This window comes from Corynebacterium amycolatum, assembly GCF_016889425.1.
Classification (GTDB): domain Bacteria; phylum Actinomycetota; class Actinomycetes; order Mycobacteriales; family Mycobacteriaceae; genus Corynebacterium; species Corynebacterium amycolatum.
The window spans coordinates 1,462,736-1,481,777 of sequence record NZ_CP069513.1; the positions used below are offsets into that span (position 1 = coordinate 1,462,736).

The following is a 19,042-nucleotide window of genomic DNA, read 5'->3' on the forward strand; positions in this document are numbered from 1 at the left end:
TAATGGGGCGTTCGAGAGAGGGAAAATCAAGAAAACTCCCAGAAAGTTCGCTGCTCGTGATCGTTCGATGCGCCAATAAAGAAAGAGCCTGGCACACACTTTTACGCTGACCGTGTGTGCGCCAGGCTCAATAATAATTCCGTCGCTCTACAGCAGATCCTTCACCTTCGGATCCACCAGCGCGGTCACTGCGGCCTTCGCATCGGCCGCAGTCTCGGCATCGACAGCGTACGCTGCCATCTGCTGGCAGGTAGCGCGGTCGTGGAGGCGGAGAGCGGCGCGGACGGCCGGTACCTTCTTGGAAGCCATGGACAGCGAGCTCACGCCGAGACCCACCAGGACCAGTGCCAGCAGCGGGTCACCGCCGGCTTCACCGCAGACACTAATGGGCTTGCCGGTAGCATTGCCGCCCTTGCATGCGGACTTAATCATTTGCAGTACCGCTGGTTGCCACGGGGAAAGCAGATCCGCCAGAGCCCCCTGCATGCGGTCGGCCGCCATAGTGTACTGCGACAAGTCGTTAGTACCAATGGAGGCAAAGTCCACAATGGACAGCAGCTGCTTCGCGCGAATTGCTGCTGCGGGGACCTCAATCATGATGCCGACCTTCGGCAGGCCACGCTCACGCGCCCTGTCCGCAAACCACTTTGTTTCTTCGACCGTTGCTATCATCGGAGCCATAACCCGCAGGTCAGCCTTACGGCCGGTGGCATCAAACGCAGCGGCGAGTGCATCCAGCTGCGTATCCAGCAAATCTTCCCGAGCCTGCGACAGGCGCAGTCCGCGGCGACCCAGCGCCGGGTTTTCTTCCTCGCCTAGGTCGGCAAAGCTCAGCGGCTTATCCGCACCCGCATCCAGTGTGCGCACAACCACGCGTCGCTCACCGAATGCCTTCAGCACACGAGTGTAGGTTTCCGTTTGTTCTTCCAAACTCGGAGCCTTGTCGCGGTCGAGGAAAAGGAACTCAGTACGGAACAGGCCGGTGCCCTCATTATCCTGCGCTGCTGCAGACTCACCATCTTCCGCCGTACCAATGTTGGCCAGCAGATTCACAGGGTAACCATCAGCGGTTTTGCCTGCGCCCACAGACTGCGCCAGGGCGGCTTCCCGGCGACGAGCGCGCTCTTCCAACTCGGCGACCTCATCGGCGGTCGGATTCGCAATCACCTCACCGGCACCACCGTCAATGGCGACAAAGGTACCGGCCTCAAGTTCCATGACGCCCTTCGCCTTAACGACGGCCGGAATGCCCAGCTGAGCTGCGAGGATAGCCGTGTGGCTGGTCGGCCCGCCACCAGCGGTGGCGATGCCTACGACCAACTCGGGATCAAGCCCCACGGTTTCGGCGGGCGCGAGATCGTCGGCAAGCAGAATAGTGGGGGTGGAGACATCCGGGACGCCCGGCTTTGGCAGGCCACGCAGCTCGCAAATTGTGCGGTCGCGAACATCGTAGAGGTCGGTGACACGTTCAGCCATGTAGCCGCCGAGGCTTGAGAGGAGCTGCGCGTAGTCTTCAACGGCATCGTGAACTGCCTGGGTGACGCCGGAGCCCGCCTTGAGTTTCTTTACCACAGCCTTGGCGAGTGCCCTATCGGAAGCCAGTTGCGCAGTGGCCTCCAGAATCGGACGCGCCTGCGGGCTGGAATGCTCAGCCTGCTTCTTCAGCGACTCTGCGACGTTGGCCATCGCTGCGCGGACGCGCTCACCATCGGCGACAGGGTCGGTCGACGACGGCTCTTGGGTATCAACTCCCGGAGCGGGGAGTACCTTTACTACTTCAGCGCTGGCCGTACCGGTCGAGACACCGATGCCATAGATGACAGTGTGCTGCTCGTTCATTGCTTCCGATCTCCTTTTCGGGACCTCTGCGGGGAGACCCGTCGGTCGTGGTGTGCCGTGGTGTTATCCAGGAGTGTTGTAGCTGGGCTTACTCGGCATCCAGGTCGCGCTCGAGCATGGCAGCGAGCTCGTCCAGAGCTGCAGCTGCGGAGTCGTCCTCACAGCTCAGCGTGACTTCATCACCGTGCTTAGCGCCGAGGGTCATGACCTCCAGGATCGAAGCGGCATCGGCCTCTTCGTCATCGAGGGAAATGACAATGTCGTAGTCGTACTCAGCAGCAGCCTGAGTGAACAGGGAAGCCGGGCGAGCGTGCAGGCCTACGGAGGAACCGATGGTAGCGGTACGAGTAATCATGGTTGAATCCTTTCGGGTCGAGTGTGTGGAATTCTCTGACTCAGGCACAGGGCCTGTACACCCCACCGCGGGTGCGCCGCCCGCTGGTGCTTGCTTAGCATCAACGTCGCGCATGCTCCGGGAAACCCCGGAGGCGGTGGGAGATACAGCCGCTGCCTGCACAATGCGTGCAATGTGCAGGGTGAGGTAGGAAATTTCGTCTTCCGTTAGCCCCGACCCCAGACGCAGTTCAATGACTGCGGATATGCGCTGTGCGCAACGATATGCCTCTGGGGAAGAGTCACGGATGGCCTGGCCAATAGCGGAGGAGTGGTCTTTCAACTGCTCATGCTTGGCAATCCGGACGAACAGGTAGCGCAGGTGCGTGATGAAGCGTCCCACATTGACAGTCTCTGGCTCCAGCGTGATGTCAAAATCACTTTCAATGATTGTGAGCAGCTGCTGCAGCACGCCCGTCATGGTGTAGGTGAAGCTCAAATCGCCTGTAGAAAAACCAGCATTGACCAGGTGTAACGTAATTGCCACCGATTCTGAGCGGGGCAATGGCGCTATACGACGGTCATTGAGAGCGCGATTGATATGCGACAAAATGGCCTGCGCCTGCGCGTACTCTTCACTATAAAGTTGGCTGACTTCCGCGAGCAGCGGGTAATCAGCTCGCTGCCCGTTAGCTGCCCTCATGATGGCGAAACCAATGTGATCGGCCAACGCCACAAGAAGGGAAGCGTTCTTTGTCATTGATTCCGGCAGACCGGCCGCGGTTACCGCATCGGTCACAAGAGTGATGTGGGCCAACGGAATCTCTGTGAGCATCGTGGCAATATGGTCCGGATCGCGGCCTTCCGCTGGGACAAAGATTCGAACAACTTTGCTCGAATCAACCGACTGCCCCGGGCGGGCCTTGAAGCCAATGCCGCGGCCGGTGATGATTTTCTCGCCGGCCGCGTCCTTGGCCAGGACCACGTTGTTATTGAATACTCTTAAGATTTCCATGTCGGTAACCGTGAACTCCTCCATAAGTTGAGGGATTTCAGGCCGGTATGCCTTCTAGAAATCAATTATGGCTGAACTTCGATGACCGTGTCGCCGGCGTGGACGGAGATGCCGGCGACCGGGGAAACCTTGGTCAGCTTCTTGGTATTGGTGATGGTCATCAGTGTCGTGGTTGGGTAACCAGCTTCCTTGACCTTGTCGAAATCGACTTCGGCAAGAACATCGCCGGCCTGGACGTGCTGCTTCTTGGAAACCTGGACATCGAAGCCCTCACCGGCCATCTTGACCGTGTCAATACCGACGTGGACGAGTACCTCCACACCGTCATCGGTCTTAATGCCGAAGGCGTGACCGGTCTTGGCCACGGTCATCAACGTGCCCGATACGGGGGCGACCACGGTGGAACTGGTCGGCTTGATTCCGACACCGTCACCGAGAGCACCGGAGGCAAAGACCGCGTCGCCGGCATCGGCAAGGTTGACAACCTCACCGGCAACTGGGGCCTGTACTTGTACAGGCTTGGTAGCAACGGCCGTTGCGGCACCACCGACGCCAGCTGCTGCGGCAGCCGGTGCGACAGCCTCGGTGTTGGTACCAGGGTCACCGGAAGCCTCCGCCGGAGTGGAATCGGAGCCACTGGAGGCAGCGTGTGGGGTGTCGTCGCGGGGCTCGTCGTCAAGCTCTGCAGCGCGTGCGGCCTCGGCCTCTGCCTTCTGCTCTGGTGTGCGGTAGTCGGTGAGGATGATTGCGAACATGGCGACGAAGAATGCCACGGCGATGGAGATGGCGTAGACCCACATCGGCTTGAACACGACGGTGGTCAGCAGCGAGGTGAAGACGAACGCGTTGGTCTGGACGCCCTCGTACGGAGCGGAAAGAATGGCGATGGTCAGACCACCGGCGAAACAGCCGAGCAGCATGCGCGGGTAGATCCGCTTGAAGCGTAGGTGAATACCGTAGAGGGACGGCTCGGAGATACCACCGAAGAGACCAGCGGCGAGTGCACCGGTTGCCGTCTGGCGCATCTGAGTGTCGCGGTCGCGCATGGAAAGAACCAGCACACCGGCGGTTGCGCCGAAGCAGGCGAAGTTCCAGGTGCCCATTGGGCCTTGGATGAAGTCGTAGCCGAGCGTCTGGATATTGACCAGCATCAGCGCATTCAGCGGCCAGTGCAGGCCCAGCGGCACCAGGAACGGGTAGAGCATCGGGATCAGAATTGCGAACACGAACGGTGCGTGCGAGTTCATCCATGCCAGTCCTGCGCCGATACCGTTACCCAGCCAGATGCCCAATGGGCCAATGAGGAAGGCGGTCAGCGGAATCATGATCAGCATGGAGATAAACGGTACGAAGACCATCTGGACGTTTTCCGGGAAGACCTTCTTCAAGTTGTGGTAAACCACAGCCAGGATCGCGACCATAATCAGCGGTACGAAGACCTGTCCACCATAGTCGTTGAGCTGCATCGGCAGACCAAAAATGTTGGCGGTGAAAGCCTCAGTGCCCAGCGATTCGTTGACTTCCCGGACAGTGTCGGGGAAGCGCTCAGTATCGCTCAGGCTCATAAACTCCGGCGTCATCAGTGCAGCCATAATGGCTGCACCTAGCCATGGATCCACCCGTAGTTTCTTCGCCGCATTGTAGGCGACCATGATTGGCAGGAAGTAGAAGACACTGCGCCACATGGCATCAACAAAGATCCAAGTAGCGGACTTATCATCGGCGCGGAAATCAACGACTCCGAATGCGTCGAGTACAGCCGCAATCGCGATGATTAGCGAGGCTCCCAGAAGCACGCCCAGAATCGGGCGGAAGGAATCGGAGAGATACTCGAAGAAGTTGTCCAGCCACGCGTACTTGCCGCGTGCCTTTGAACGGGCCTCTGCCTTTACATCTGCGTCGGATTTAGTGGCGACCGCGCCGGCGCCCTTCATTTCCGGTAGGTGCTTAATTGCCGTGTACATCGATTCGACGCCACCGCCACAGATGACCTGGTAGCGATTGTCGCCCTGGTGAACGACGCCGAGTACGCCCGGCACGTTGTCAATCTTGTCCTCGTTGATCTTGGAGACATCACCGAGTTCAAAACGCAGACGCGTCGCACAGTGCGTCATGCTTGTGATGTTTCCGGGTCCACCGAGGTTTTCAACTATTGCCCTCGCGCTGGAATCTTTTGACGACCCCATCGTGACCTTCCTTCGCGGTAAACAGGGCCGTTAAACGCAAAAAAGACCCGAGACACCACAAACTGTGGGCCTCAGGTCTTGCCTCAAAAGAGTAACAACCCTGGGTTGATATCTATTGATTTCGACCCTACTCCGTTTTACATAGTTTTGGCAAGGTAGTAATTCAAGCCCAAATTTTACATTTGGAGACAGCCCGGATTTCCTGTGGACAACCGCATGCAACTTCCTTCGCGGTCAACACGGAAGTCGTAAGGTGGCAGCTATGAGGATTGGAGTTTTAGGTGTAGGAGCAGTGGGCGGCTGGTTTGGCGGTCGCCTCGTGCAAGCGGGCTATGATGTTGTCTTTCTCGCCCGCGGTAAGACCCTGACACGTATTCGTGAGGCGGGGCTCACGCTTATCGACGAGCACGGGGAACGCAGCACTATCCCCGTTAAGGCAGCCGACAACTGGGACGAACTCACTGCCGATGGCATCGGCGTCGATGTTGTGATTGCGGCAACCAAGGCGCTGCCGGGCAATGATCCTTTCCCACAAGTTCCGGCTGGAGCTGCGGTAGTGACCACCCATAACTCGGTGGAAATCCCTTATTTGGCAGCGGGGCGGTTCGGTGAGGACAAGGTGTTCCCGGGTGTTATCCGCGGTTTCTTTATTCACACTGGCCCTGCGGAAGTCACCTTCCGCCCAGGACCGATGAGCCTGAGCATCGGCACATTCGATGGCTCCACTAATGACCTGGTCGGGGAAGTTATCGAGGCATTGCACACGGCTGGGCTCGGTGGCGAACAGCTCCCGGATATCTGGGGCGATATCTGGGCAAAGGCGATGTTCGTGGCTAACCTCGGTGCACTAGGTGCCCTGGCTGATAGTCCGATTGGTTACTTGCGTTCGGAAATGCGCGACAGCTTGACGCGGATGTTTGAAGAAACTGAAGCAGTTGGTAGAGCCTGCGGTGTCGCGCTGCCAGAGGACATCGTGTCGCGGACCTTGGCCTTTACTGATGCTCAGGGGTACGACAACACCTCGTCGATGCAGCGTGACTACACCGCGGGGCTTGCCAATGAGCTCGATGCCCAGATTGGCGCAATCCGCAGGATGGGGCAGAAGGTGTCAGTGGAAACACCGACACTCGATCTGGTGTTTGGCGCTCTGGTTGGGCGTCAACAGAACCACGAGGATTAACAGCTGCGACGCGCAGTTAAATCAAACCGGAATTGGGGGATTGGAAAGACTGATGAAAATTGGATCGGACTACACGGAAAACAATGGGCTCATCATCGGTGAGGATGAATTGGCTCGACCGGCGTGGGCGGCTCACAGCGAGCTGCTGAGAGAGTATTACGATACCGAGTGGGGGATGCCGGTGCGTGATGAGCAAGGACTATTCGAACGGCTCAGCCTGGAAGTATTTCAGGCAGGACTGTCGTGGGAGACAGTTCTGAAGAAGCGGCCCGCGTTTCAGCAAGCCTTTGCGAACTTTGACCCCGATGCGGTTGCTGATTTCGATGACGAAGATGTCGAAAGATTGATGAATGATGAACGGATCATTCGGAATCGCAGGAAGATAACCGCAGTAATCAATAACGCCGAGGCGACTATTGCTCTGCGTGAGCACGGCGGCTTAGCCGAGCTGATGTGGTCGTTTAAACCGGAGAAGTCTCCGGAGCCACGTTCAATCGAAGAGGTTCCCAGCTTCTCCGAGGAGTCCAAGGCGCTTGCCAAGGCATTGAAGAATGCCGGTTTTAAGTTCGTAGGCCCCACCACGGTCTTTGCATCAATGGCTGCCGTGGGGATTGTCGATATCAACATTGTTGGCGCACATCGGCGCGGTGCATCTGGCGTTTTTGACTAGGCGAGGGGGAAACTAGGTGAGTGGGGAATGTGACTAGCTAGGGAAAGAAAATGAGCGTGCCACCCGGCACGCTCAAAATCTTTCGGTTCGTGTAGAACTACTTGTTCTCGTAAGAGTCGGAGTAGTTCTGGCCGTCCTCAGAGGTCCACTTCATGGTGTCCTTAGTGAACGGCTGCTCCCAGCCGTTTTCAATCTCGGACTCCGGAGCGGTCGGCAGACCAATCTCGTTTTCCAGTGCACCGTTGGAGACCCAAGTCTCGCGAATCTTACCAATCAGTGGCTGTGCACCGTTGGTCTCCGGGGACTCAACGAAGGTGACATTCTCGTATTCAGCGGCAACTGCGTCGCCGGCCTTCTTAGCGGACTTGAACTCGCCAGCTTCAGTACCGTACGGGGAGGTGAAGGAAGAAGCTGCCTCGGTGATGGACTCAGGCAGGTCAGATTCTGCCACATCCTCGCCAGCAGCGTCGCCCAGACCCAGACCGTTCATAGCCTCGTTAGCCTTGTCCTTAGCGCCGTCAGCAGCGTCGCCGGCCTTGTCCTTAGCGCCGTCCATAGCGTCGCCAGCCTTATCAGTGGCGTCGGTTGCTACCTGGCCAGCCTGATCCTTGGCGTTGTTAGCAGCATCCTGTGCATCATCGGAAGAACATGCAGCCAGGCCGCCGAGAAGAGCGGCGGAGCCGACGATTGCGGTAGCGATACGGGTCATCTTCTTGTTCTGCATTTCAAACCACTTTCTTGAGAGCTAACTAAGTTACCTATTCAATTATTGGCATGTTCCACTATTTGCCCGATATTAAATTCAAAGAGAAAACGACAATTCTTTCGAATATCAGGCATTGGAAGATGGTGTGGCTTCAAAGCCCTACAGAAAGAACACTAGGTAATTCTGAGGCTTGTGCAAGTCAAACTGCGTGAATCTGTGTACTTTATGCACTATTTGTTACCGAATTTACGTGATTGCGAAATTGGAATAGTGCTGGTGAGGGCGTTGCGAGTAACGGAAAGGTATCAATCTTATTAAGCTTGATGTTTATTGCTTATTTTCTTTCCCCGTGGGGTTGGAGCCGCGGGCATCGTCGTCAAGCGTGTACTTGCCATCTGGCAGGACGAACCATGCCAAAAGGTAAAGAGCTAGGAATCCAGCGCCAATCTTCCAGCCAAGCATCGATCCAACGCAGGGGAGGATGATATAGACCATTCGCGTGAAAGTGATATCCCAACCTTGGCTTTCCGCAATTCCTGCGAGGACGCCACCGAGGAGGCGGTCATTACGCGAGCGGTAAATTATCTTGGTGGATCTTTCGGGAGCGGCGTCGCTCATTAGATAAATACTCCGAGGTATGGATATTTAGGTATTTCCGGTTGATTGCGCTTATACGTAAGTTTCCTTCGGCATGATAATCCATGCTGCAATGTAGAGAAGAAACTGCGGGCCCGGCATCAGGAAAGACGCGACAAATATAACGCGCAGCAAAGTCGCATCCCAGTTGAAATACTCAGCGAACCCACCGAGCACACCGGCAACCATTTTGTTATTGGTGGAACGGGTCAGTGACTTGTTGTTCATACTTATCAAGGGTAGCCCTAATCCGTTTAGTTCGCAGTGGTGCTAGCTCTACTAAATGTTCACTAAATGTTCCGACTAAAACAGCATGCCCCAGCTAAAAACACCGCTACCCCAAGACGGTTAGGTGGGGTAGCGGTGTGGGCGTCGTCAAGCGAGTTTTACTGGGCGAGTGCTAGCAGTCGTAGTAGAGCTCGAACTCCTGCGTTGTCGGGCGCAGACGTGCCGGCATAATCTCGTGCTCGAACTTGTAGCGGATGTGCGCGTCGATGAGGTCCTTTGTGAAGACGTCACCGGCGAGCAGGAACTCGTGGTCCTCCTCCAGTGCGTTGAGGGCACCCTCCAGCGAATGCGGGACGGTGGGAACATCCTTGAGTGTCTCTGGCGGCAGCTCGTAGAGGTCCTTGTCAATCGGCTTGCCCGGCTCGATGCGGTTCTTGATGCCGTCGAGACCAGCCATCATTACGGCGGTGAAAGCCAAGTACGGGTTGCCCGACGGGTCCGGAGCGCGGAACTCGATGCGCTTGGCCTTCGGGTTTGCGCCGGTAATCGGGATGCGGATGGCAGCCGAGCGGTTCTCCTGGCTGTAGACCAAGTTGACGGGGGCCTCGAATCCCGGAACCAGACGGTGGTAGCTGTTCATCGTCGGGTTGGTGAAAGCCAGGACTGCGCCGGCGTGCTTCAGGATGCCGCCAATGTAGTAGCGCGCCATGTCCGACAGGCCACCGTAACCGTTTTCATCGTGGAACAGCGGCTTACCATCCTTCCACAGCGACTGGTGGATGTGCATACCAGAGCCGCCATCGCCAGCCAACGGCTTCGGCATGAAGGTAGCGGACTTCTGGTTGAACTTGGCGGTGTTCTTCACCACGTACTTGAAAGTCTGCATGTCATCGGCGGCGTGCAGCAGAGTATTGAAACGGTAGTTAATCTCCTGCTGGCCACCCGAGCCCATCTCGTGGTGAGAGCGCTCAACATGGAAGCCAACATCCTGCAGGTGCTCACCGATTTCGTCACGAAGATCCTGCATATGGTCATACGGAGCAGTAGGGAAGTAGCCACCCTTGGTGCGTACCTTGTGGCCGAGGTTGCGCGATCCGTCCGGGTTTACCTTCACACCGGAGTTCCACCAGCCCTCAACCGAGTCCACCTCGTGGAATGACTTGTTCGAAGTGGCGTCGTATCGGACGGAGTCGAAGATGTAGAACTCTGCCTCAGCGCCGAAATTACAGGTATCGGCGAAGCCCAGTTCGTTCAGGTAGTTCTCGGCCTTACGGGCAATATTGCGCGGGTCGCGGCTAAACGGCTCGCGGGTGTGCGGGTCGTGGACGAAGAACTTCATGTTCAGCGTCTTCGACTTGCGGAACGGGTCGATGAAAGCCGTGTCCAGGTCGGGCAGCAGCATCATGTCGGAGTTATCCACCGAGGTGTAACCCGCAATGGACGATCCGTCGAAGGCGAGGCCCTCATAGGCTGAGTCCTCATCAAACTCGGATACCGGAACGGTCAGGTGCTGTTCGATGCCGGGAACGTCGGTGAACTGGACGTCTACCCAGCGAATGTCATTGTCCCGGATGAATCGTTGGATCCCTTCCGGAGTTGTCTGGTCACTGCTGGGTCTGAACTTACCCATTGGTAAAACTCGCCTACTTCGCGTCTAGCTTGTTGAGCTTGTTGGTCGTCTTGTCGAACTTGCTGGTCACTATGAAATTGTGCGGCTTGTTTGTGCGTGGGGTGGAGCGTTGAGGTGGCGCTCGACCTCATGGTTAATCGAGCCCACACAGTCCGCGTCAGCTACTTCAGCAGTGGAACATCCCACAGGTTCAGCTTGGTGCCGATGCCCTTTGTCAGGGCGTTGTCGTAGACATCGGTGGCCCAGGCGACGTCCTCGACTGGCATGCCTCCGATGGAGTAGCAGAAGATTTCCTCGTCGTTCTGGCGTCCCGGAGCCTTACCGGAGGCGATATCGCCAATGTTGACAAGCTTCTCGGCGGGAAGAGTGCCCTCTTCCTTCATGTCCCACCAGCGGTTACCCGGAATACCGAGCAAGCGCTCATAGGTCACGTCTGGGCCGTTTTCGTTGAACCACTCTTCGTACAGGCCGGTGTAGTCAACGACGAGGTTGCAGTCGTCGGAACGCACGAAGTCGTCGTCGAGGCGTGCAGCGGCCGGCATGAGCAGCAGCGCGCCGGGCTTCAAGCACTCCTTCTTGAAGTACGGGAAACCGGACGGACCATCGGAGGAAGTCGAGGTGCCGGCGATAAGGATGTCGGAGTCGCGGATGGCCTCTTCTTCGGTCTCGACGATACGGACCTCTTCAAGCTGCGGGAACTCGTTCTTGATCCAATCGACAGCCTTCTGAGTCGAAGCCTGGGAACGGCCCTTGACCTTGACCTCCTTAATGCTCGGACGCTGCGACATAGCAGAGCTGAGAATGGTGCGGCTCATAACACCCGGGCCAATGATGCCAACGACCTCGGCATCTTCGACGGCCAGGTGCTTGACTCCGACACCCGGGACAGCGCCAGTGCGGTATGCCGAAAGGAGGTTTGCCGACATGACAGCCTTTGGTGCACCCGTAACTGCATCGTTGAGAATGAACAGGTGGATCGAACGTGGCAGGTCCTTCTGGCGGTTATCGGCATTGGAGCCGTACTACTTCACGCCTGCGCCATTGAAGCGACCACCGAATCCACCCTTGGTAGCCGCCCCCGCATTCGTCCCTCGCGTTCTCCCTAGCGCCACCCTCGCACTTATGGCCAATTTTCTGGCACCTATCGATGATTTTCCTTCACTTGTCGACGATTTTTCGTCACTTCTCGACAACTGTCCGGCTCTTATGCGCACGGTGTTCTCCCCACCCTGTCACTTGTCGATACGCTGTTCACATATGGCCACGCTATAGCGCATCGACAAGTGAATATTGCATCGATAAGACCGGGGAGGAGAGTGCGCGACTCTACTCGTGCAGGAGGTGCGGCCCTTTTGTGGTGGTATATGGTCCTGTTCAGGGAAGTGGCCCGGAATCGCGCACAAATTCGTGCTCACATATGCGCGCGTATGCGGGCCCAGGCACCCGCAGCCAGCATGGCCGCAACGAAAAACCGCCTGGCCACATTAACTGTGGTCAGGCGGCATCTAACAAGCTCATTGGGCGGCCATGAGGAGCAATGGGTGCTGCTCGCTGTGGTCGTCGTGAAGCGAAAACTCTAGCAGTCGTAGTACATTTCGTATTCCTGCGGAGTCGGGCGAAGGCGAACCGGCTCGATCTCGTTTTCGTACTTGTAGTCGATGTAGGTCTGGATGAGGTCCTCGGTGAAGACATCGCCCTCGAGCAGGAACTCGTGGTCGTTGCGCAGAGCCTCGAGCGCGGCCTCGAGAGAGGTTGGAGCCTGCGGGATGTCGGCGGCTTCCTCCGGCGGGAGCTCGTAAAGGTCCTTGTCGACCGGAGCGTGCGGCTCGATGCGGTTCTTCACGCCGTCCAGTCCGGCCATCATCATGGCGGCGAAACCAAGATACGGGTTGCCCGACGGATCCGGGGCGCGGAACTCGATGCGCTTTGCCTTCGGGTTGGAGCCGGTGATCGGAATGCGAACAGCGGCAGAGCGATTGCGCTGCGAGTAGACCAGGTTAATCGGAGCCTCGAAGCCCTTGACCAGGCGGTGGTAGGAGTTCAGGGTCGGGTTGGTGAAGGCCAGTACCGCACCTGCGTGGTGCAGGATGCCGCCGATGTACCAGCGAGCAATGTCCGACAGGCCTGCGTAACCGGCCTCATCGTGGAACAGCGGCTTGCCGTCCTTCCACAGCGACTGGTGAGCGTGCATGCCCGAGCCGTTGTCGCCAGCCAGCGGCTTCGGCATAAAGGTGACGGACTTGCCCTCTTCCCAGGCGGTGTTCTTGATGATGTACTTGAAGGTCTGCAGGTCGTCTGCAGCGTGCAACATCGTGTTGAACTTGTAGTTGATCTCCTGCTGGCCACCAGTGCCGACCTCGTGGTGGGCGCGCTCCAGGTCGAAGCCGGCATCAGCGAGCTTCAGGCACATCTTGTCGCGCAGGTCCTGGTAGTGGTCGTACGGAGCGGTAGGGAAGTAGCCGCCCTTCAGGCGAGTCTTGTAACCCAGGTTTGCAGAGCCGTCCAGGTTCTGGTCCTTGCCGCGGTTCCACCAGCCTTCGATGGAATCAACTTCGTAGAAGCCGCGGTTGGTGTCGGTCTCGAACTTGACGTTGTCGAAGATGTAAAACTCCGCCTCGGCGCCGAAGAAGCAGGTGTCGGCGATGCCGGTGGAGATGAGGTATTCCTCCGCCTTCTTGGCGACGTTACGCGGGTCGCGGGAGAACGGCTCGAGGGTAAACGGATCGTGGACGAAGAATTTGACGTTCAGGGTCTTCGCCTTGCGGAACGGGTCAATGCGCGCCGTGCTCAGGTCGGGCAGCAGAGCCATGTCGGACTCGTCGATGGAAGTGAAACCACGAATCGAGGAACCGTCGAATGCCAGGCCTTCGGCCATCGCGTCCTCGTCAAATGCGGATGCCGGGATGGTGAAGTGCTGCTCGATGCCGGGAACATCCGTGAAACGGACGTCTACGAACTCGACGCCCTCTTCCTTGATATATGCGACTACTTCCTCGGGAGTTTTGAAGGACATGTGCGGTCTCCTTAGTTGGCCTTGTTTAGTACACAGCAGGGAATTCTTGCACGATGTTTCGTGCACCTGCCGCGCTGTCAAGGACTGGCCGGTTGACGCCTTTAAGCTTAACGAACCACGCATTCATTCTGGAATTAGAACCACGAATTTCTGACATGGCGCGTGAGGAATTCACCAATACGGAATGGGTTACGCAAATAGGGAGCGGGTTATCTGTTTGTGGAAACTCGGCAATACCCTGCGCATTCGCGTCACACATGCTTTACGACGAGCCTTTAGCTCCCATGCTGATAAGAAAATGGAAAAGGCGACGCAACATCGCCCCCGGATTACCCCCGCGTAGGCTGAGTGGCTGTCCCAGCCCGTGATTTGATAGCCGGATTACTGCATTAGACTATGAATCCATGGAAGAAAAGCACAGTTGGCTAGATGGCCCTCAGATTCCGGGAGAGTTCGATAATCCGGACAAACTCTCGGACTATCCCGGCCAGGCGTTGGGTCTTGCCCCCGATGGCCCAGGCTCGCAAGCGACGCTGATGCGTCGCGTCGGCGGCATTCTCATTGACTGGATCATTTCCCTGATGATTGCCGGCGCTTTTTCGATGTTCTTCGGCCCGAGCGAGGAGCAAATTGACCAGTTCGGAGATTCGTTTATCGCCTGGCAGTCATTCCTTGCGACCTATACGCCAGTTGTCTTCCTCATTATTGGCACGGTGTCGGTTTGGCTGTTCGCCCGCACTCCGGGGCAGTGGATAATGAAGATGGGCGTCGCTCGCGTGGACAAGCCCGGCGAGCGAGTCGGCTTTGTTCGTGCCTTCTTCCGCAGCTTGCTTACTCTTTTCCTACTGCCGCCAGCAATCACCGACTCGGATATGCGCGGCATGCACGACCGCGCCACTGGCACGGCAGTTATTTTGGGGTAGCGCTGTTTGGGTTAGCGCTATAGCACCAACACGACCAGGACTTGGGCGAGAATGATCTTCATGATCATGGCCATCGGATACACCGTTGTGTATCCCATTGCCGGCAACTCGTTCTTGGCCTGGTCGTTGACGTATGAGAGCACTGCCGGGTGAGTCTGCAAGCCCGAGAGGATACCCGCAGTTTGACCGAACGGAATCTTCAGCACGCGGTGACCGACAATGAGGGTCAACAGTGCGGAGCTAAAGGCGATGATGGCGGCAAGGCCCAGAACTGTCAGTGATGCCGGGTCAGACAACGCAGCCTGGAATCCCTTACCAGCAGTAGTGCCGATACCAGCCAGGAACAGTGCCAGACCCATGGTGCGGAACGCCAGGTTGGCCGAGTAGGGGATAGGCCAAACCAACGGGCCAGTGCGACCAACAGCACCTAGAATCAGCGCCACAACCAGTGGACCACCAGCGGATCCCAAGGCTAGCGAGCTGCCGCCCGGAAGCGGAATCTTGATGAGACCGACCAATACACCCAGCGTAAGCCCAAGGGTGAGAGGCAAGAGGTTGACGTCGGAAAGCTTCTTGTAAGAGTCGCCGAAGAACTTTGTTGCGTCCTTGATTTTCTCTGGTGGTGCAACCACGCGGACGCGGTCGCCAAGCTCGAGGCGCATGTTTGGTTCCGCGACGATGTCGTGGTCGCCGCGGCGAATACGCGTAATGATCATGCCGTCCATGCGAGTCTGAAGCTCCGCAATGGGTACGCCCACCACGTCAGATGCGGAGACGAAGATGCGACGGAAGTCCAGGCGACCGTCGTGTGTCGGATCACCTGGCATAAGCTCGCCAATGTACTCGGCGGCACGAGCAATTTCTTCCTCTGTACCGACGACGGAAATAATATCGCCGACGGAGACAGTGTCACCCGGAGATGGAATGTAGAGGTGGCCCTTATACTCGATGCGTGAAACCGTGATGTCCAAACCGAACTTCGACGGAAGGTCAGTGATGGACGGCAGGTCGTTCTTGAGGACCTTGATGTCCCGAGTATGCAGCGGAAGCGCGGCGACACCTGCGTCAATAGCTTCCTGGTCGTGATCGACGCGGAAGACCTTCGACATAATACCGATTGAGGCAATCACTGCCAGCACGCCGATTGGGTAGGCCAGGGAGTAACCAATCACCGGCATATCGTGGGCAGCGGCCAGCTCGCCCTTATCCGAAATGAGGCTAGGAAGAGCATCGACGATTGCTGCCATAGCCGGGGTGTTGGTCAGGGCGCCTGTGAAGGCACCTGCGCCCTCCACCGGGTCGATAGGCAAAAACTTGATTAGCAAGAAAGACTCGATAGTGACAACTGCGAGCACACCAATGCCGAATAAGTTGTGCTTGATACCGCGTGAGCGTAACGAGCTGAAGAATTCGGGGCCCGCCTCCAACCCGATGGTGTAGACGAATAATGCCAGGCCCACGATGTAAATCAGCGGGGAGATTTGAATTTCCGGCTCAATGGTCGCGAGGATAAGGCCGACGAAGAGGACGGCAGCCACGCCAAGCTTGAAGCCGAAGATCTTGATCTGGCCAATTGCCAGGCCAAGAAACAAAATCACTAGAAGCGCTAAGAGTTCATTTTCAGCCAAGAGTTGCACATATCCCATGGTGGCACAACTAGCAGTAATCTTCATTAAGCATTGTTTTCAGCAAGGATATAACCTTTGCTGACGGCGTGATAAGTGAGAGTAATCACTTCAACAAGACATCAATAACTGTGTTTGAAGTCGTGGTTTTGGACTTCGTTTTAAAGCTTTAGAGCACAAAAAAGGGGCCCGAAAGCCCCTTTTTTCTGCTTCAACCTAGGTTGTCCCTCGTCGGGTTGCCCGAGCAACTGGCTCTGGTGAAACCTAGCTAAGCCTCTAGTGCTTCTTGCCGCGATTTGCGGCACGGCGCGCACGACGGTTCATGCCGGCCTGTGGGTTAGCTCCCTTCGGCATCGGCCCCTTGGGCATGTTCGCGCGCGCATCGCGAATGCGGTCCATCGACTGGATGCGCTCATTCAAAGCATTGGCCTGATCCTTATTCAGGTTGCGCGGCAGACGCATGAGTTCGCGCTGCAGCTTCTTTGGCGGGACCTGCCCCTCGTCGCTGCCAGCAATCATGTCGTAAATCGGAGCTTCGCCCGCAATGCGTGCCAGCGACTTCTTCTCACGAGCAATCATCTGCTTGACGCGGTTCGGGTCACCTTCACCGACCAGCACAACACCGGCGTTACCAATAACACGGTGAACAGCATCCATGTGCTGATTAGCGACAACACCGGTCTTGACGTGCCAGACATAGCCAACGCCCTGACGCATATTGTCCAGCGTCCACGCCGCAGCACCGGCCTGGCCTTCTGCCTCTGTGTAGAAGGAAGCCTCAAGACGCTTGGAGAAGATGTACATCGCGACCATAAAGCCGATCGAAATACCAATAATCGTCAGAACCCAGGGCCAGACTCCACCAATGAGCAGGCCAAGCAATAACAGAAGGATAATTGGACCGAAGAAGCCCAGTGCCATGTACGGCACGAGCTTGTTGTCCCGCGAGCGCTGCAGCTTAAACGCCTGCCACATCTGGCTACGGGTCTGCTTACGCTGAGCGCGCTTGGCGGCGCGGTTCGCCTTCTTCATTTCTTTCGCATCATTGGTCGCCATAATCACCAACTTTAGGGCATGCGATGTAGTTTTAGGCAATAGACCGCGCCGTAGCGCCGTTTCGCTTTACGACGGCGCTGAGGCCGTCAGGCCTCTAGGAAGCCGGAATAGCCGAAGTGACTGGCGTATCTTCCGATGCGCCATAGCGGTCGAGTAGGGTTGAGGCCTCCTGCAGGGCGAGGTCGCTGCCGCCGTCGTCGGCAAGCGCGGAGAGATGCTCAGGCAGCTCCTGACCGCGGTGCGCCAGCGCGCGGGCGTAGAGCCGTCCAGCGCGGTAAGAGGAACGGACTAGCGGTCCTGACATGACGCCAGCGAAGCCCATCTCTTCGGCAGCCTTGGAGAGTTTGACGAACTCTTCCGGCTTGACCCAACGGTCAATTGGGTGGTGCAGCGGGGTGGGCCGGAGGTACTGCGTAATTGTCAGGATGTCGCAGCCGGCTCCGTGCAAATCTTCCATAGCGGAGATGATTTCGTCGTAGGTTTCGCCCATGCCCAGGATGAGGTTGGACTTGGTAACCAGCCCAGCTTCGCGAGCACGAGTGATGAGTTCCAAGGAGCGCTCGTAGCGGAATGCTGGACGGATGCGCTTGAAGATGCGCGGCACCGTCTCCAAGTTGTGGGCGAAAACCTCGGGCTTGGCATCGAAGACCTGCTGTGCGGCGGATTCGTCGCCACGGAAATCGTCGACCAGGAGCTCGACCCCCGTATTCGGGTTGAGCTCGTGAATCTGTCGGCATGTCTCTGCGTAGAGCCAGGATGCGCCGTCGGGCAGGTCGTCGCGGGCGACACCGGTGATGGTCGCGTAGCGAAGATCCATCTCGCGGACGGACTCGGCGACACGGCGCGGCTCGTCCTTGTCCAAGGGATCCGGCTTGGCAGAGTTAATCTGGCAGAAGTCGCAGCGGCGGGTGCACTTGTCGCCGCCGATAAGGAAGGTGGCCTCGCGGTCTTCCCAGCATTCGTGAATGTTTGGGCAGCCAGCCTCCTGACAAACTGTGTGCAGGGAGGCGCCCGAGACACGGCTCTTCATGTCTTTATAGCTGGGGCCCGGGCGAACCTGGTTGCGGATCCACCGTGGCTTGTTTTCGATAGGGGTCTCGGCATTTCGTGCCTCGACGCGCAGTAACTTACGTCCTTCTGGCTTAACAGTCACAGTTTCACCCTACTTGTTTGTTGATGAGTACTCGAATATGCCGGTAGTGGAGTTGTGCTTCACCCGGTGTGGCAGGCCCTTCGTGGGGTCGGGCGCGGAGCCAAAGGAATGGTCGGCAACGGTCAGACGGCCTTCCAAAGCATCTTGTAAATCCGCCAGAAGCGACTCTGTCATCTCTGACACGCTAACATCTCGGTCAAGCTCCCGGGATAGGGTGGTCACTCCAGCATCGGAGATGCCACACGGGATGATGTAGTTGTAGAACTCCATAGAGTTGTCGCAGTTCAGACTCAGTCCGTGCATGGTCACATCATGAGTCACGCGGATTCCCAGTGCCGCAATCTTTCGGTCGCTAATTCCGTTTGATGCGGGAATCCATACCCCCGAGCGGCCATCGATGCGGCCAGCAGCTGCGATGCCAGCCCGGCGAACGGTTTGAATGAGGGCTTCTTCCAGTCTGCGGACGTAGTCCACCACATCGACCGGCTGAGCGAGCTTGATGATGGGATACATCACAAGCTGGCCCGGGCCGTGCCAGGTGATGCGGCCCCCGCGGTCGACATCGACGACCGACAACCCATTGGTAGGGCGGTCCTCGGGCTGGGTGCGCTTTCCTGCTGTGTAAAGACTCGGGTGCTCGAGCACGAGAATCTGATCTGGAATCAGGTCTTTCGCACGCTTGGCAGCAAGGTCTGCCTGTAGGTGCCAGGTCTCTTCGTAGTCGACAAGACCCAGGTGCTGAATCTCGATGTCGGAGCTAGAGTCTCGAATGGATTTATCTGCGCGAGTAAAAGGTTTTCTTGGGGCAGTCATGGTGGCCTATAGGATACGCCGAATTTCTGTGGGCCT

At 57.4% G+C, this 19,042-nt stretch carries 15 protein-coding genes and 2 pseudogenes; 3 read left to right on the forward strand and 14 right to left on the reverse strand.

The annotated features are described in order from the left end of the window. Positions 1 to 147 precede the first annotated feature (147 nt). The 4 genes and pseudogenes from ptsP to I6J19_RS06530 form a co-directional block, all read right to left on the reverse strand. Entirely contained in the window at positions 148 to 1,839 is a 1,692-nt protein-coding gene (gene ptsP, locus I6J19_RS06520) for a phosphoenolpyruvate--protein phosphotransferase (protein ID WP_038625926.1), read from the reverse strand. A gap of 88 nt (positions 1,840 to 1,927) precedes the next feature. Continuing rightward, positions 1,928 to 2,194 (reverse strand): HPr family phosphocarrier protein, encoded by a 267-nt coding sequence (locus I6J19_RS10905; RefSeq protein WP_224433282.1) that lies wholly within the window; start codon positions 2,192 to 2,194, stop codon positions 1,928 to 1,930. 225 nt (positions 2,195 to 2,419) lie between these two features. Next, positions 2,420 to 3,211, reverse strand: a pseudogene (locus I6J19_RS10910) (PRD domain-containing protein); the annotation flags it as partial. Positions 3,212 to 3,252: 41 nt separating this feature from the next. Continuing rightward, on the reverse strand, positions 3,253 to 5,373 hold the full coding sequence (locus tag I6J19_RS06530) for a glucose PTS transporter subunit IIA (protein ID WP_038625924.1): 2,121 nt from the start codon (positions 5,371 to 5,373) through the stop codon (positions 3,253 to 3,255). Positions 5,374 to 5,665: 292 nt separating this feature from the next. Here I6J19_RS06530 and I6J19_RS06535 point away from each other — a divergent pair, with 292 nt between their 5' ends. Both I6J19_RS06535 and I6J19_RS06540 read left to right on the forward strand, forming a co-directional pair. Continuing rightward, positions 5,666 to 6,553, forward strand: coding sequence for a 2-dehydropantoate 2-reductase (locus I6J19_RS06535; RefSeq protein ID WP_371199677.1), 888 nt, complete (start codon positions 5,666 to 5,668; stop codon positions 6,551 to 6,553). Between the two features lie 52 nt (positions 6,554 to 6,605). Beyond that, on the forward strand, positions 6,606 to 7,223 hold the full coding sequence (locus tag I6J19_RS06540; RefSeq protein ID WP_038625920.1) for a DNA-3-methyladenine glycosylase I: 618 nt from the start codon (positions 6,606 to 6,608) through the stop codon (positions 7,221 to 7,223). 97 nt (positions 7,224 to 7,320) lie between these two features. Here the strand turns inward: I6J19_RS06540 and I6J19_RS06545 are convergent, their stop codons facing one another. From I6J19_RS06545 to glnA (I6J19_RS06570), 6 genes and pseudogenes are all read right to left on the reverse strand, one after another. Continuing rightward, a complete protein-coding gene (locus I6J19_RS06545) occupies positions 7,321 to 7,947 on the reverse strand; it encodes a hypothetical protein (RefSeq protein ID WP_038625917.1) in 627 nt (208 codons plus the stop codon). Positions 7,948 to 8,256: 309 nt separating this feature from the next. Next, on the reverse strand, positions 8,257 to 8,547 hold the full coding sequence (locus I6J19_RS06550; protein ID WP_187402473.1) for a PspC domain-containing protein: 291 nt from the start codon (positions 8,545 to 8,547) through the stop codon (positions 8,257 to 8,259). 51 nt (positions 8,548 to 8,598) lie between these two features. Next, a complete protein-coding gene (locus I6J19_RS06555) occupies positions 8,599 to 8,793 on the reverse strand; it encodes a PspC domain-containing protein (protein WP_038625912.1) in 195 nt (64 codons plus the stop codon). Positions 8,794 to 8,965: 172 nt separating this feature from the next. Further along, on the reverse strand, positions 8,966 to 10,423 hold the full coding sequence (gene glnA / locus I6J19_RS06560) for a type I glutamate--ammonia ligase (protein ID WP_038625910.1): 1,458 nt from the start codon (positions 10,421 to 10,423) through the stop codon (positions 8,966 to 8,968). A gap of 161 nt (positions 10,424 to 10,584) precedes the next feature. After that, positions 10,585 to 11,478, reverse strand: a pseudogene (locus I6J19_RS06565) (tyramine oxidase subunit B); the annotation flags it as partial. Positions 11,479 to 11,999: 521 nt separating this feature from the next. Beyond that, complete coding sequence (gene glnA, locus I6J19_RS06570; RefSeq protein WP_038625898.1) at positions 12,000 to 13,436, reverse strand: type I glutamate--ammonia ligase; 1,437 nt, start codon at positions 13,434 to 13,436, stop codon at positions 12,000 to 12,002. 404 nt (positions 13,437 to 13,840) lie between these two features. On the opposite strand from glnA (I6J19_RS06570), the gene I6J19_RS06575 reads away from it, so the two are divergent. Continuing rightward, positions 13,841 to 14,359: an RDD family protein gene (locus tag I6J19_RS06575; RefSeq protein WP_187402472.1), complete on the forward strand. Its 519-nt coding sequence runs from the start codon at positions 13,841 to 13,843 to the stop codon at positions 14,357 to 14,359. A gap of 17 nt (positions 14,360 to 14,376) precedes the next feature. On the opposite strand, the gene I6J19_RS06580 is transcribed toward I6J19_RS06575, so the two are convergent. From I6J19_RS06580 to lipB, 4 genes are all read right to left on the reverse strand, one after another. After that, complete coding sequence (locus I6J19_RS06580) at positions 14,377 to 15,996, reverse strand: aspartate:alanine exchanger family transporter (protein WP_187402496.1); 1,620 nt, start codon at positions 15,994 to 15,996, stop codon at positions 14,377 to 14,379. A 264-nt stretch (positions 15,997 to 16,260) separates the two neighbouring features. Further along, positions 16,261 to 17,040: a DUF4191 domain-containing protein gene (locus I6J19_RS06585; protein WP_005511046.1), complete on the reverse strand. Its 780-nt coding sequence runs from the start codon at positions 17,038 to 17,040 to the stop codon at positions 16,261 to 16,263. Positions 17,041 to 17,134: 94 nt separating this feature from the next. After that, on the reverse strand, positions 17,135 to 18,193 hold the full coding sequence (lipA, locus tag I6J19_RS06590) for a lipoyl synthase (RefSeq protein ID WP_038625894.1): 1,059 nt from the start codon (positions 18,191 to 18,193) through the stop codon (positions 17,135 to 17,137). Positions 18,194 to 18,202: 9 nt separating this feature from the next. Beyond that, positions 18,203 to 19,006, reverse strand: coding sequence for a lipoyl(octanoyl) transferase LipB (gene lipB, locus I6J19_RS06595; RefSeq protein ID WP_038625892.1), 804 nt, complete (start codon positions 19,004 to 19,006; stop codon positions 18,203 to 18,205). Positions 19,007 to 19,042 lie beyond the last annotated feature (36 nt).

Coding starts and splice junctions, on each gene's coding strand:
- ptsP (WP_038625926.1), bottom strand. CDS start 1,839: ATGAACGAGCAGCACACTGTCATCTATGGCATCGGTGTCTCGACCGGT.
- I6J19_RS10905 (WP_224433282.1), bottom strand. CDS start 2,194: ATGATTACTCGTACCGCTACCATCGGTTCCTCCGTAGGCCTGCACGCT.
- I6J19_RS06530 (WP_038625924.1), bottom strand. CDS start 5,373: ATGGGGTCGTCAAAAGATTCCAGCGCGAGGGCAATAGTTGAAAACCTC.
- I6J19_RS06540 (WP_038625920.1), top strand. CDS start 6,606: ATGAAAATTGGATCGGACTACACGGAAAACAATGGGCTCATCATCGGT.
- I6J19_RS06545 (WP_038625917.1), bottom strand. CDS start 7,947: ATGCAGAACAAGAAGATGACCCGTATCGCTACCGCAATCGTCGGCTCC.
- I6J19_RS06550 (WP_187402473.1), bottom strand. CDS start 8,547: ATGAGCGACGCCGCTCCCGAAAGATCCACCAAGATAATTTACCGCTCG.
- I6J19_RS06555 (WP_038625912.1), bottom strand. CDS start 8,793: ATGAACAACAAGTCACTGACCCGTTCCACCAATAACAAAATGGTTGCC.
- glnA (WP_038625910.1), bottom strand. CDS start 10,423: ATGGGTAAGTTCAGACCCAGCAGTGACCAGACAACTCCGGAAGGGATC.
- glnA (WP_038625898.1), bottom strand. CDS start 13,436: ATGTCCTTCAAAACTCCCGAGGAAGTAGTCGCATATATCAAGGAAGAG.
- I6J19_RS06575 (WP_187402472.1), top strand. CDS start 13,841: ATGGAAGAAAAGCACAGTTGGCTAGATGGCCCTCAGATTCCGGGAGAG.
- I6J19_RS06585 (WP_005511046.1), bottom strand. CDS start 17,040: ATGGCGACCAATGATGCGAAAGAAATGAAGAAGGCGAACCGCGCCGCC.
- lipB (WP_038625892.1), bottom strand. CDS start 19,006: ATGACTGCCCCAAGAAAACCTTTTACTCGCGCAGATAAATCCATTCGA.